A 13,743-nucleotide genomic window follows, 5' to 3' on the forward strand; every position below is an offset into this window, starting at 1 on the left:
TGTAGCAAGTCACAAGTTATAAGTCGGCATGTACTCACCGAATTGCAGCAAGTCAAATGCCTCTTCGCTTGTACCGTCACTATCCTGGACAATATAGTTGATCACTCTTCCCTTCATGCGATCTAATTCGATCGGAAATGTCTGCGTCACCGTTCCACTCACAATCTTTGGCGTTAATTTTATCGTTATAAGCAGCACAACCTTAGGGCGTAAGAAAAAGTTGCCGCCGATATCTTCCTGAGGGCGCCACTCTTGTACATTTTTATCTACTGCAAGGTCGAGACTCACCTCAACCATACTCAGTGCGCCCCCCACCCTTCCTAAGGGCAAAGCGTTGATGTCGGACTTGCACATAATTTTCTGAAGCTGATCGACGCGCTTTTTATCTGTATCGCTCATTGCTGAATAGGTAAGATAGGAATCGTCAATCCAGCTCACATCTAAGCGACCGATAAAACCGTCTAGAACTGCACCCCCTCGAAGGTTGTCGAACCGAATAATGCGCCGATTTATATTGAATGGTGCCGGCGCCTCAAGCGATGGTGGGCTTTTGGCATATTGTGTGGCATTCGGGTATCCGGCTAGGTGAGTATAGCCGCCCACAATTTTGTCCATGTTTAAATCTGGGGCTGCAATGAATTTCGCTGTGATATTCTTAACGATTTCCACTGACATGTCGCCGACCGCCTTCACAAGAGCGGCTGCCGCCACAGGCGGCGCCGCTGACGGAAGGCCTGCCAGTGTGACATTGGGTTGAATTTTACCGCCAAGACTAGCCTTTGCTAAATCGCGCTGATCTGCCTCAGTGATTAGTCCCTTTTCGCGTGCATAGTCGATTGCGTCGAGCCGGTCGACCTGTCTGGCAGCATCGGGCTCATAAGGGGCAGTTGTTGGAGAAGGCCCACGGCTCCCGTCTGTCGCCACCGAGAGTTTCTGCTGGACTTGGCTTGCGAGCACGCGAGCTTGTTCCAATCCAACGGCCCCGCTGACTAAGCCTGACAACAACTGCCGTACCTCTGTCAGACCTGACATGTCGCGGAAGATGTTCGGCTGACTGAGAAGATTCATGGCTGCCGCCAATCCGACTGGGTCCGGTGCCGCCGGTGGCTGCATAATCTGAACGACAGGCGAAGGCAGGTTTGTAGGTTGGATATCCGGAGTCTGTCCCTTTGGACCAGGCGTGATGCCTTGAATCGTGGGCGGACGCTCGCACGGCGACTCTTCCCAGTGCCAGAAGCGCGTCACGTCGCGCTTCTCGCATGCATTGCAATGTCCTAGCTGCGCCTCGCCGAACAGGCCCCGCACCGGTAGACTGACGATATCAATGCAAGGGGCCGGTCGCGAGATCTCTGCTGGGTTCTCAGAATTGTAAGCGAAAGCAACATAGTTTCCGTTGACCCCCAATGGCGTCTCGTCGATCGTGGCGAGGACGTTTGGATGGGCCTGCAGGATCTTCTCGAGGAGCCACCGTCGATCAACCGGATCCATGCTTAGCCAAATGGCGCGGCAGTAATAGCCGGGATTGTTTTTCAGATGAGTCAATAGAACCTGTTCGGCAACAGTGTCGCTCGCTTTGGTCGGCTGAGTGGGCTTACTCGCGTCATTGCCAGGCTCCGGCTCAGGCGCTTTGCTCGGCCTTGTGACCGTGACATCAACCTCAGCGCTGCCCGAGTTGTCCGTGAGAAAGAAATCGTTGAACTGAAACCTAAGCGTCCCATCCTCAGTTGCGGAGAATGTTGCGCCGGCGCCCACCTCATGAAACGTAGAACCAACTTGCGCCAGAAGCGCATATTCATGTAGATCCTTGCCGGGGAAACGCTGGTCCGCGGTCTTTACATCGCCCCCGGGCCCGTAGCCAACACCTGCGTCGATGCTGAATTTGATTCCCTCGCTGGTCGCGACCACTTGGACCGAGCTGTCCTTCTCGATCAGCTTACCTGTGTCCATGACGGCATTGGCCTGCACAGTATCTTTGAAATTGCCGCTGAAATATGTCTCCCCCGCGCCAGTCTCTGGCTCAATAGTGGGCTTGTCTAATTTGAGCGGCGTCTCGTACGCTAAATCGCCAATCTGAAGGCGGACTAGTGCGTCGAAATGGGGCTTCAACGCCGGATCGAGCAGGGCAGCCTCGAGAGTCGTCCGAAATCGAAGCACCTCCGCCCGCTCGACTTTGAGGAATGGGTGAGGAACGAGAACGGCCGCGCGGCGGCCGACATATTCTGTTGTGATCTTGAAATTGCGGAGGACCTGATAGTACTGAATGGTAAGCGAGTGGCAATGATTGTGGTTCGTCACGGTACGTGTCTGCACCACGTTACTTTCTATCTGGGTCGCTTGGACGATGACCGTGCTTTGTAAGTTGCGTACCACTGACGAGCTCTGGACGATCGTATCGTTAAGTTCTTGAAGGTCGCTGGCGTCGAGCTCGCGATTGCCCCACGAGTTCGTGAGAGCGCCGCCTACTGCTATAGCAACCGGCGTATCAGGGATCACAGCTCCGATCCCTCCTAACAGCGACCAGCCGCCTTGCGTCTCCCTGATGCTCGCATCAATCGTTTCCTCGATGCTGCGATCGCGCCGCTGTCGATGAAGGAGCTGCTCTCTAGCGGATATGTTATCGGTGCGGACGGCAACGTCGGTCCGTGACCAATCGATTACGGCCAGATTGACGGATTCGCACGGTGCTAGCGGCAGGCTGTAGACGATCTCGCCGAGCGAGTGGCTGAGCGGAAACCAGCGCTGACGCAGATCGATGATCTCACCGAATTGGACCGGCCTTTCGAGGCCGTCCGCTGCTTGCCCGGCTTCGATGAAGTGCAAAGAGGCGTCGCCTCTCTCGCGCATTCCCTCGCTTTCTGCGGCCTTCGGGTCGCTCTTACGCACGATGCGGTAGAACCGGAACTCACGCTCGGCGATCGAAGACGGTTGCGGAGTCTGACAGCCACCTTCTCCGATGATCGCCTCCGACTTGCTAGAAAACGAATAGGGGGAGAGCTCCCAATCGGTGAGATCCGGCCTCTGGCAAGATGGAAGTTACCCGATGGTCCGGAAGTGCGAGTTTCGTATCTACCTTTAGTATGAAGAAGTAGGGCGCTTGCGTGGCCGTAACTTCTGCGCGGTTATTACCGTCACCGCTCGCTTCGACCCATAAACGTTTTAACCTAGTTGCAGCGACAGGACCTAGGTCGAACAATACGTAGCCGGCGCTGTCTGAGACCAACATTCCGAGCGGGAACTGTACATTCTCGTCTGGTTGTGCGACATCAAGAACGACGACGCCTTGCAACGGAGTGCCGGTGCTCTTGTCGACAACAAAGCCGCGGATCTTCGCGCGAGGGGTTGTGTTCACCAAGTTAGTAGCCATAGCACTTGATGACATGTCATTCCCCGCGCTTGTTGTTGCACCAGGAAATTTAGGATAACTCAGGAGAGGGCCAGAACACAACCGTAGAGCGCACAGATTGGTGTCGAGGCACCACGCGTTTGAGATCAGGCGACCATCTGCATCTGCGGGGTGAGTGGAATTTCATAAGGCTAAGCTTTGAGACGGCCTTTGACCTCAATGTATGGACCGGCCGTTCGTCCCAAGAGACTTTCGAGATGGCGATGTTGGCATTGTGCTAATGTATCCTTCCCTCGGGGCACAGCGCTCCTGGCTGTCATGGATATTCGTGCGCATCCGTTCTAATGAGCGGACCGGCCCTTCACGGCCAAGCGGGTCGCCAGAGCACCCATGCAACGGCGTAACCGTTCTCCATCTCGTCTTCCTCTCGCAGACCTCGGCGAGGTCCAAGCAGGTGATGGCGAGGCGATACCGCCCTTAACCCATTACAGCCGCGGTTCGTGGTTCATAGATCCGGTTCTGGCTCAGCACGCTTCAGGCAATCCGCGCCAGCTTATTGGCCAGAGCCGCTGCAAGCACGTTGTGGTGCAGGCGCGTTGAAAGTCCGTGAGTCATGTCCCAAAGCTGCTGCTCGGGCCATTTGGCTGGCCTGAGCAGCAGCGCGGGCGGCCTGAACCAGCAGGGAGCCGAGGTAGCGGTTGCCACGCTTTGACAGGCGGCCCAGCACGGTTCTGTTACCGGTGGAGTTGGACAGCATGAGCTTTTGTGGGGCAGTTAAGCGACGGCCCGTCTGTGGCTCCTATTGTTGTCGTTCATCATGCCGGGATACCATTGTTCGATTGCGGCACGCAGCGAGCCGTCCAGGGCTCTGGTCCGCGTCTGCAGGAGCAGGTGCGCGCCGCGCCGGCTCCATTGCATCTGTTGCTTCTTGGCAAAGCGCTTGCTGACAATCGTATTCTCCGTCGCCTTTACAAAGGCCGAGGCTATCCGCATAGTCTCCAGCGGCGTCAGACTCACCACTCTGCGGACCTGATCGGAACGATATGGTGCGCTCATTGAAGATAGTGTAGCCTAGCGATCTTGACTGGTAGCGCCACCTTGGTGCCATTGTGATCAGGATTGAGGTCTCGCGTGTCACGCTGGCGGACAATCTATCGAAATTTGCGCGAAGTGGAGCTGCTTTGGCCAACATCGTACAACGGACCTGAGCGTCAGATCTTCCGTGCGGCAATCGTGACACGTTGGAAGTCGCTCAAGAGCATAATGACTGATGCGGAACGTATCAACGTCAGTCCGCCCCACGGCTTTTGGGATGCTGTGAACGAGATACGATCTGAGCTTGAATCTGAGCTTGAGTTTGAGCAAATGGGGATCCATCCCCATGTTCCTTATGAGGACGTCTACCAAGCAGCCGTGGCATTGACGGTGGCCGCCCAGCAGTCACCGTACTGGCGCTCTGACCCAAATCTAACCCATATCTTCCGCGGTTCCAACAATCACGAGCACGCCCTCATCCCGTGGATTTTCCGCCTCAGTGATGAGGAGTCCAAGCAAGCCGAGAAGCGCTTAGGCGTTGTGGTCGCGGCGTTGCGGGCCACGCGGCCTGAACTCTCGGAGGAGCAGGCTGTCGCCTTGGTGCAGCACTATAAGGATGAGTTTGGCGTCGGCACTTGGCTGATTGACGTCACCTGGGACCTGCGGGTCGCTCTCTTCTTCGCCTCCTTCGGTGGGAGCGCTGGGAAGCTCGGCTCAGTGGTGTCACTCTCTTGCCGGGAATGGGAGCGCCTCAGCGCCAATGGTAGAAACCGACTCGGGTCCGTGTGTTTGGTTGAGGCACCCGGCATTCAGCGAATTGCTGCGCAACGGGCACTCTTTCTCCATACATCGCATCCAGAACTGTTCGAGCAGTACGTTGCCCACTCGCGATATTTCAAGCAGCATGACGGACTGATTTTTGAAGATCTTGTGGACCCGGAAGCACCTGTGTCTAGAGAGGCTCTTCTGCCGACCAAGGATGCAACGCTGGACCTGATCCTGTCGGTTCGTGAGAACCCGTTATCGCTTGGGGAGGCCGGTCCACTCGACACCGCACCAATTAAACGCGCAGATGACGACATCGGAGCCGACGACTACATGGAGATTGTCTTGAGTTGGGCCGAAGCAAAAGAATGGCGCTTCGACCAAGCTACCAAAGATGTCCTCAGGGTGCTGCGCCTTTCATGACGCCCTCCAGCGGCGGCGCGCGGAGATCAGTATCGATTATAGGTCCCTTCATGCTTTGCGAAGGATCACCGAGGATCTAGCCTGCAACCGCGTACCAGCCGGGTCGCAAGGCCTCATCGAATGGCTCATGCTCGATTACGGCGCGAGCAACTCGTCCATGAGTCCGATTTTTGAAGAGATTTTGAGCCAAGTCCTCCGCTGACGGGGTCAGCGCTAGTGTGGACTTGCTTCGGTTTAGATACTGCTGGCGAATGCCTCATGCGGTGGGTGGAAGCGTCATGATCTTGGTGAATGCGGATTGACGGGTTTGCGCGAGCGGCGTGCCCGCGAACCAGGCACCAAGCCGAATGACGTTTATGGCGGCCGCCGTCAGCACATGCTGCAGATGGGACTTGGCCAATCCGATATACCGGGAGCGCCGCAGGTGCAGGGTGCGGACACCCGCCGAGATCGTCCCCTCGATTCCAGCGCGCCCGCGCTATGAACATAAGCGTCTAGATCGTGACCTTCCCGACGAGCGGCCGTGGCTCGTAGTGGTACGCAGCAAGCTGGAAGCCGCTGCTGCGACCCTGTCCACGCTTCGAAAATTCCCGATGCATCTGTACATAGAGTGTTACCTTGATCCGGCTCTATAGCTTCTAACCGGAACCCCGCTCCGCTTATTCTACCAGACCTGCACACCAGCTTCATGCAGTTGGTGTTCGAGATACGCCAGCCCAGTCAGCAGCCACCGGTCCCGCGAGCTTCGGCTGAGGATCCTCTCCGGCATTGTTGCCGTCTCTGTCTTGTCACGATAATCGGCAGGCTCTCCCCATCACGGCAAATGGAACTCCGATGGCGGCAGAGGTTCAAAAAGAAGGATTTCACAACCCGGGCTCGCGGTTCGCCGATGAGCAAGGGCCAGGCTTGCAAGCCGTTGCGGCTGGAGAGCGCAGTGGGAAAGATACCGTTGAGCTTAGGCACTCGCAGGAGAGAGCGCTCCAGGAATCGGGAGCCGACCGTATAAGAGATGGAAGCAAGCGCGCCCAAAACGACGGGGCTTGAGTAGTGACGGTGGCGGGATTCTCAATTTGCTGCCGCTGACTTTCAATTAGCTACTTTCACCCTCGGAAATCGGTAATATTTTGAAGGCCTGCACGACGCGACCGGAAAACTCACAGTTCGTGCATCGGACCTCTACTCCTACCTTTGCCCTATGAACTGGAAGAATGTTTTGCGTTCCGCAGCCGCAGGTCCAATTTACTCGTCTTGGCTTGAGCCGCACCTTTCCATCAACGATGCTATCAAAGTAGTGTTGTGAGCCACATTGGCCACATGTGATCAAGTCACCGGGCCTTTTAAACTCAACTCGCCGAGTGATCTGAAAACCGCATTCACACTCCATCTGGAATAGAACCGGCAAGTAAATACTATGGATTGGAGAACCCAGAATAGCCTGCAGGCGATCAGCATATTCAGTGCAACGCTGGCGCTTCTCCTCATAGGTTAACCCCCTGCCCTTCCTAACATCACGAACAGTAGGAACGTGCAAAAAGTTACCCAAGGTATCATAAACCTTCGTGGCCCAACTTGGGTCCAGCTTGCGCTCGGTACTAAGAGAAACCTCCTGTCCATCGCGGCCCTTGGTCGTCATCGTCCATTCGACAAGAGCGAGTGGATCCGTTTCTAGAAGCTCTTCTAGGGCGTGAACTCATAAAAGATCTTTCCATTGCAGCGAGTTGATGATTCACCTCCCGGTCACGGGAGGATGTGATGCGTCGTCATGAGCTGACTGACTTCGAGTGGAAGATCGTCGAGCCTTTGCTGCCCAACAAGCCACGCGGCGTGCCGCGGGTGAATGACCGACGGGTGCTCAACGGTATTCTCTGGCGCTTCCGCACCGGCTCGCCCTGGCGCGACATCCCCGAGCGCTATGGCCCCTCCACGACATGCTACAATCGGTTCGTGCGCTGGCGTGAGGCCGGCGTGTGGGACCGCATTCTGGACGCGGTCTCAGCCGCTTACGACGGCGATCTCATCATGATCGACTCCTCCTGCGTTCGTGTCCATCAGCATGGCGCGACGGGTCAAAAGGGGATCGAGATGGTGGCATGGGACGTTCCCGCGGCGGCCTGACGACGAAGATCCATGCTCTGGTGGATGCCGAAGGCCGCCCGATCCGCATGGCTCTCACACCGGGCCAAGCCCATGACGGCACCACAGCCGAGGAACTGTTGGCCAACCTGACGCCGGGCGCAACCCTGCTGGCCGATAAGGCTTACGACAGCAATGCCATTCGACAGCAGGTCCAGGAGCAGGATGTCTGGGCCAACATCCCGCCCAAGAGCAACCGCAAGGGCTCGTTTGTCTTCAGCGCCTTTGTGTACCGCTACACAAATCTGGTGGAGCGCTTCTTCAACAAGCTTAAACAGTTCCGCGGCCTTGCCACCCGCTACGACAAGAACCCAGACAACTTCCGGCCGCCATCAAGCTGGTGTCAGCCCGCATTTGGATCCGCAGTTATGAGCCCACGACTTAGAATTCGTTTCGGCTGCCAAGCCTCCATGGCTGTGTTGGGCACCTCGCTCAGGTACCGCTGCAGCATCTCGTAGGTGAGGGCCTCGATACACATGCGTAACTCAAGGCAGGCTGCCCGCAACGCGGACTCGCTGCCTTGATTTAACAGACCCGCCGCCTCTTGAAGGTGGCTTCTCGCGCGTTCCCGATAACCGAGATCTGGCATCTAATCCTCGCTATTCATCACTATCCAGTGACGACCCAAGCCTACGAGGACGGGGGCAAGTCGAAGTGCATTGCATGTTAGCTTACAAGCTTGGAGGCGTAAGCCGAGAGCAAGTCCGCTCTTTCATTAGCGAAGACTGTGAAGTCATCGCTGAAAGTGCTAGCTGGCAACAAGTTCGACTCAAGAATTTCCGTGATGCCTTGAGGCAGCTTCGCTCTATAGGCGCTGGGTGCTGCCCCACTGATCGTGTTGTTATCTGATCGCGACAGGAAGCAAATATTGGCAAAGCATGTGTCATCAAACGCATCTTGATTGGAATGCTTCAGAAGTTGCCGCGGGTAAACATGATGAAATTCATTACGGTTGTACTCTTTCAACACAGCACTAAGGTTGGTCTTTACACCAGATATAAACGAACGCGGATTGAGCTGTGCAAGCATCAAGACAAATGTCTTTGAGAGAACCGAATTGGTCCGGAAACTATTATCTAGGAAAAGACGTGGCGTCACCGAGATTGGGATATTCGCGAGTGCAGATGCTTCACCGTTCTTCAGCTTAAGGATCTCGACAACGTCATCCCGGATTGTCTTGATTGGCTGACTTGCATAACGCCGACATGCGAGATCTTTTAGCCCGGCGGAATGATCTCAGTTCAGGCATGGCAAGTAGATCGTAACGGCCCAGAGGCGGCACTGTGCTTTCTTCGAGATGCATCTCTCGCTGAAAGGGACGTAGGCGCAAAACGCAAGAATGCGTGCTATTGATCCTAAGTCACTAATACCATTCACTTAAACTTCGCTAAATAGACCAAAATCAACCATAGCTTCAATCTGTCAACATGTCCTCAATAAAGCCCTCTCACTCCCGATAATTCCTGGTTATCGGGAGCGTCACACAACCCGCCCCGCCTTGGCATTGGTACCGGCGCTTGCACCAGATCCGGCTACTGGCCATGCCGATCGGCTTGCGGCTGTTTCAGCGGCCACAGCGCTAACCGGCCTCGGCGGCTGTGGTGACGACGGTGATGCCTCGCGCATAGTCTGAGCAGTCTCTCCACGCACCCTGCAGACGCTGCAGCAGCCGCGATTGTGCCTCCCAAGCTCGGTCTCCGTTCCGAGCCGTGGCGAGCCCCGACCCTACCCGGGCACAACACCTGCCTCTTATTTAGGCGGGAGCAGCGCCCCCGAGCGCCAGCCAGTTCGTGGTCCACGCCTGCCATGGAAGCAGGATTTTGGCAGGGCTACATCCGGCATCCACACTGTCTTCTTGGAATAAGAGCGGGGTGCCCCATTGCGCTCTTTCTGGAACCGGGAAGACGCTGCCCTCGGCAAGCCCGGTTTGTCGCACACGAGCACTCGATCTCTAACGTGACGCAGTGAAAGATTGTATCCTGAAATCCTTCGCTGAAGCAACATCAGTGCAGATCTCGCTCTGGCCCAGCCAAGGTGCGACTTTCGGTGAGGGAGCAAGAACCTTTTCCTCATCTATCAGCCGGGATATACAACTGGATCTAAGTTCGGGCCTATGGCCCGGGCAAGGATTGGGTTAAGGGCGGGCTAAAGCATGGCGACCGATGGCGACGATATTGTCAGTGTCTATGACTACGAGCTCGCAGGCGCTTACTTTGACGGAGGCTCGGGCCTAGACACCTTCCAACTCCTCGGCGGTGGCGGCTTCAATCTGGCAAGTGCCGCCGGTTTCAGAAACTTTGAGCAAATCTACGGGTCAGCCAGCAACGAAACCATTGTTATCACCGGCGCACAACTCGCGGGCGTCCAAACGATCGATGGCCGTGGGGGCTATGACTGGCTTTCGCTCAGTGGATCTGACATCGATCTCAGAGGCAAGGCCGTCCTGGACTTCGATCGCATCGCGATCCAGTCGGATGGCACGACTGTGAAGACCGATAGCCTTAGCCTTGCGCTAAGGTTCGAGTCCTGGAGCACCGACAATGATGCGTTAATTCTTGACGGTGTGACGCTGACAGACGAGCAGAGATTACAGCTCCGCGACCGTGGCATCGACCACGTCACGGATGCCTCTGGCGTGACAACCAGCAACGAAGCCCCTCACCTCGATGGATTAATGGGAGACCGGGTGATCATCGCAGCGGGGCAGTCCGTGCTGCTGGACGTTGGACAGAACGCAACCGTCTCTGATGATCAAGGAACACTTCACGGGCTTCAGGTTTCGATACAGGACAATTTCAGTCCGCAGCAATCACTGCGACTGACAGCTTCGGACCGTGTCACCTACAGCACGAGCGAACATTTTCGAACTGTTTACGTCGATGGGATCGCGATCGGTACATACAGTGTCTTTGGAGCGGCCACGACTCTCTCGTTTTCGTTCAACAGCAACGCCACGTCCGAGCGGGTCACCGAGGTGCTACGGGCCGTAACATACCAGAATTTGGAGACGGGTTATCTGTCCGTTGGTGAGAAGACGGTCCAAATCCGTGTCGTGGACGCCGGTGGCCGCGTCACCACGTCGTCCGTGGTGATAGAGAATGCCAACGATGCTCCCACCACGCTGACCCTCCATTGGAACAAAGTCGCCGAAGGATCCGATGCCGGAACTTACGTGGGCGCACTGACACCTGGTGATCCCAACGCGGGTGATACGCCAAATCTACGCCTCTCTCTGACGGATGACGCCGGCGGCCGCTTCAAGATCGTCAACAACACACTCGTGGTTGCCGATCCGAGCAAACTCGACTTCGAGCAGGCGCAGTCCCATCAGGTCACAATTCGGGTCACGGATCCGAAGGGGCTCTACCTGGAGAAGACCTATACGATTTTTGTCACGGACGTGACCTATGAAGATAACCCCACCCCGCCAGTAGTGACGCCGCCGATTGACCAGCGCCTGGTCGGAGGACGGGGCAAAGACACCCTGTCCGGCGGGAACGGTGATGACACTCTCATCGGAGGTGCAGGTATTGATGCGCTCCGCGGGGAGGCTGGCAAGGATGCGTTCGTTTTCAAGACCAGGCCGAGTAAGACCGATTACGATCGGATCGCTGATTTCAACGTCGCAGATGACAGCATCCACCTCGCGCGGTCGGCATTCTCCAAGATCGGCAAGGCTGGTGTCTTGAAGAAGGATGCGTTCTGGACCGGTAGCAAGGCCCATGATCGGGACGACCGTATCATCTATGACAAAGCCAAGGGCACTCTGTATTACGATCCCGATGGGACAGGCGTTTCCTCGCAGATCAAGTTCGCGACCATCAGCAAGCAACTGAAGCTGTCGTACAAGGACTTTTTCGTGATCTGACACAGACCCGAAGAGGAGGACGGAGGGACCCAACTCCTCATTGCCCTGCCGTCGAGTCGTCCGGCACCCGGTCCCAAATGGACCGCAAGTCGGTGACCACCGGCGCCTTGGTTCACATCGTCGGCACCAATTGAGCCTCGGGCCTTACTCTCAAACCCGACCGTCGCGCGGCAGTGGCGGCGATGGACAGCCGTTCGATGAGCTGACCACCGGCACCGTCCACCCCTCCGCAGCAACGGGGCTCCTGCACGGTCCTGATGTTGTTGCAGCCCGCGGCAAGATGCCAGCGCTCACCGCCCCGTCGATCAGCAATCACTCTCTAATGTCCCTCCCATTAAGGATGTTATGGTCGTCCCTCGTAGAAAGGTCATTCAGCCAGGCACATGAGGTCCATTTTTGAGCCAGTCACCGAACAATCGCCTAGACGATCCGCACCTGCGGCGCACAAATGAACTCGACGTCCTCGCCGGCATTCTTCCGGCGGACCGGCGCGAGGCACTGGCGGCCCTGCTGACGGACGAGGTTGTCGCCACCCTCAAGCACCTGGCTGAAGAGGGTATGGGTGCGAACACCCTGCGCGCCCTTGCCTCGGATCTCGGCTACCTAGAAGGCTGGGCGCTGGCCGCGACCGAGCTCTCCCTCCCCTGGCCAGCGCCCGAGGGCCTCGCCTTGAAATTCCTGGCTCATCATCTCTGGGATCCGGTCCGGCGCGAGACCGATCCGGGTCATGGCATGCCAGTGGCGGTGGCAGCGAGCCTCAAAGCCGAAGGCCTCCTGCGGGCGGACGGGCCGCACGCGCCGGGGACCGTCCGCCGGCGTCTCGCCAGCTGGGCCACCCTGCATCGCTGGCGCAGTCTTGCCCCCGCTTTCGCGACCCCAGCGTTCAAGACGGCTCTGAAGTTCGCCGTACGGGCCAGTGCCCGGTCGCCGCAGCGCAAGAGCCAGCGGGCGGTCACCCGCGAGGTGCTCGACCGGCTGCTCGCCACGTGCGTGTTGAATCGGCTTGTCGACAGGCGCGACCGCGCCCTGCTCCTGACCGCCTTTGCCTCCGGCGGCCGCCGGCGCTCGGAACTGGCGGCCTTACGGGTCGATCACATCGAGGCTCTCCCGCCGGTGCCAGCCAACCCTCGGGACCCGGAATCGGTTAAACTTCCCTGCTTTGCAATTCGTCTCGGGCGTACAAAGCGCGGCAATGCGGATGACGGGTCCCGCGTCCTTCTCATCGGACGTCCCGCCGAAGCGCTTACCATGTGGCTAGATAGGTCGGGAATTGCCGATGGAGCAGTGTTTCGGGCAATCGACCGCTGGGGACGAATGGGCCAAGGCGCGATCAGCGGGGATGCAGTCAACGACATCGTCAAGAAACGGTGCCGGCAGGCCGGGCTCGACCCGGCATTGTTCAGCGCCCATGGGTTGCGCTCAGGCTATCTGACTCAGGCCGCCCGCGCAGGAGTGCCGCTGCCCGAAGCGATGCAGCAGTCCCAGCACCGTTCCGTGCAACAGGCCGTCAGCTACTACAACGAGGTTGAGCGGCAAATGGGGAAAGCAGCACGGCTCTATTGAAGCACTAGGGAGTCCTGGCGCGCAGCGGCAGGAGAATAGCGCGACCGCGCAACCGAAGTTTGATTAGAGCATCGGACGGTTAAACGGACGCATATCCGGCGGCCTTGAGGTAGTTCCAACATTCTTGCGGCTCGAAGAGATTGCAGATGTCACCGAGCGCTCGCCAGAGCGCGTCGAACGTTCGGGCCTCGGCCTTGCGCAGGTGCGCTTTGATCTTGGCGAAGGCCTGCTCGATCGGGTTCATATCGGGCGAATAAGCGGGCAGAAACAGGAACCAGGCGCCGCGTTCTCTCAGACACTGCGCGGCCTTCTCGCTCTTGTGGACAGCCAAGTTGTCGAGGATCACCACATCGCCTTGGCGCAGGGTCGGCGCGAGTTGTGTCTCGATGTAGGCCTCGAACGCCAAGCGGGTGATCGGGCCATCGCTCACCCACGGTGCACACAGCTCGCTGCACCGCAGCCCTGCGAGACAGGTATCGGTTTTCCAGTGTCCAAAGGGGGCGCTCATCCGCAGCCGCTGCCCTTTGCGTGAGCGCCCGCGCAGGCGCGTCATCTTGGTGTTGACGAAGGTCTCGTCGAGAAACACCAAGCGGTGCGGCTGCTCGCGCATGCG

The 13,743-nt window shown here is 57.6% G+C and carries 7 protein-coding genes and 3 pseudogenes; 4 read left to right on the plus strand and 6 right to left on the minus strand.

All coding sequences use genetic code 11. The features are described 5' to 3' along the window. Positions 1–9: 9 nt before the first annotated feature. From DDF70_RS21430 to DDF70_RS21445, 3 genes and pseudogenes are all read right to left on the minus strand, one after another. Positions 10–2,883: a hypothetical protein gene (locus DDF70_RS21430; RefSeq protein ID WP_162820559.1), complete on the minus strand. Its 2,874-nt coding sequence runs from the start codon at positions 2,881–2,883 to the stop codon at positions 10–12. 1,013 nt (positions 2,884–3,896) lie between these two features. Next, the gene (locus DDF70_RS39250) at positions 3,897–4,100 is read right to left on the minus strand and encodes a transposase (RefSeq protein ID WP_245435594.1); all 204 of its coding nucleotides are present in this window, start codon (positions 4,098–4,100) and stop codon (positions 3,897–3,899) included. A gap of 17 nt (positions 4,101–4,117) precedes the next feature. After that, a pseudogene (locus tag DDF70_RS21445) lies at positions 4,118–4,333 on the minus strand (ISKra4 family transposase); the annotation flags it as partial. Between the two features lie 141 nt (positions 4,334–4,474). Here DDF70_RS21445 and DDF70_RS21450 point away from each other — a divergent pair. Continuing rightward, positions 4,475–5,566 carry an FRG domain-containing protein gene (locus tag DDF70_RS21450; RefSeq protein WP_162820560.1) on the plus strand — a complete coding sequence of 364 codons (1,092 nt, stop codon included), beginning with the start codon at positions 4,475–4,477 and terminating at the stop codon, positions 5,564–5,566. 256 nt (positions 5,567–5,822) lie between these two features. On the opposite strand, the pseudogene DDF70_RS21460 reads toward DDF70_RS21450, so the two are convergent. Beyond that, positions 5,823–6,038 (minus strand): annotated as a pseudogene (locus DDF70_RS21460) (transposase); the annotation flags it as partial. A 1,280-nt stretch (positions 6,039–7,318) separates the two neighbouring features. On the opposite strand from DDF70_RS21460, the pseudogene DDF70_RS21465 reads away from it, so the two are divergent. Continuing rightward, positions 7,319–8,084: pseudogene (locus DDF70_RS21465) on the plus strand (IS5 family transposase). A 281-nt stretch (positions 8,085–8,365) separates the two neighbouring features. On the opposite strand, the gene DDF70_RS36785 reads toward DDF70_RS21465, so the two are convergent. Beyond that, positions 8,366–8,731 (minus strand): hypothetical protein, encoded by a 366-nt coding sequence (locus DDF70_RS36785; protein ID WP_162820561.1) that lies wholly within the window; start codon positions 8,729–8,731, stop codon positions 8,366–8,368. 1,120 nt (positions 8,732–9,851) lie between these two features. Between DDF70_RS36785 and DDF70_RS21470 the strand changes: the two genes are divergently transcribed. After that, a complete protein-coding gene (locus DDF70_RS21470) occupies positions 9,852–11,567 on the plus strand; it encodes a hypothetical protein (RefSeq protein WP_114946865.1) in 1,716 nt (571 codons plus the stop codon). Positions 11,568–11,963: 396 nt separating this feature from the next. Further along, positions 11,964–13,130: a tyrosine-type recombinase/integrase gene (locus DDF70_RS21475; RefSeq protein WP_114946866.1), complete on the plus strand. Its 1,167-nt coding sequence runs from the start codon at positions 11,964–11,966 to the stop codon at positions 13,128–13,130. Between the two features lie 79 nt (positions 13,131–13,209). On the opposite strand, the gene DDF70_RS21480 is transcribed toward DDF70_RS21475, so the two are convergent. Continuing rightward, positions 13,210–13,743 (minus strand): IS630 family transposase (locus DDF70_RS21480; protein ID WP_114946867.1); only part of this gene is annotated, 534 nt, incomplete at its 5' end.

The sequence above is a fragment of the Microvirga calopogonii genome (genome assembly GCF_003347665.1).
Lineage (GTDB): Bacteria > Pseudomonadota > Alphaproteobacteria > Rhizobiales > Beijerinckiaceae > Microvirga > Microvirga calopogonii.

Coding starts and splice junctions, on each gene's coding strand:
- DDF70_RS39250 (WP_245435594.1), bottom strand. CDS start 4,100: ATGCTGTCCAACTCCACCGGTAACAGAACCGTGCTGGGCCGCCTGTCA.
- DDF70_RS21470 (WP_114946865.1), top strand. CDS start 9,852: ATGGCGACCGATGGCGACGATATTGTCAGTGTCTATGACTACGAGCTC.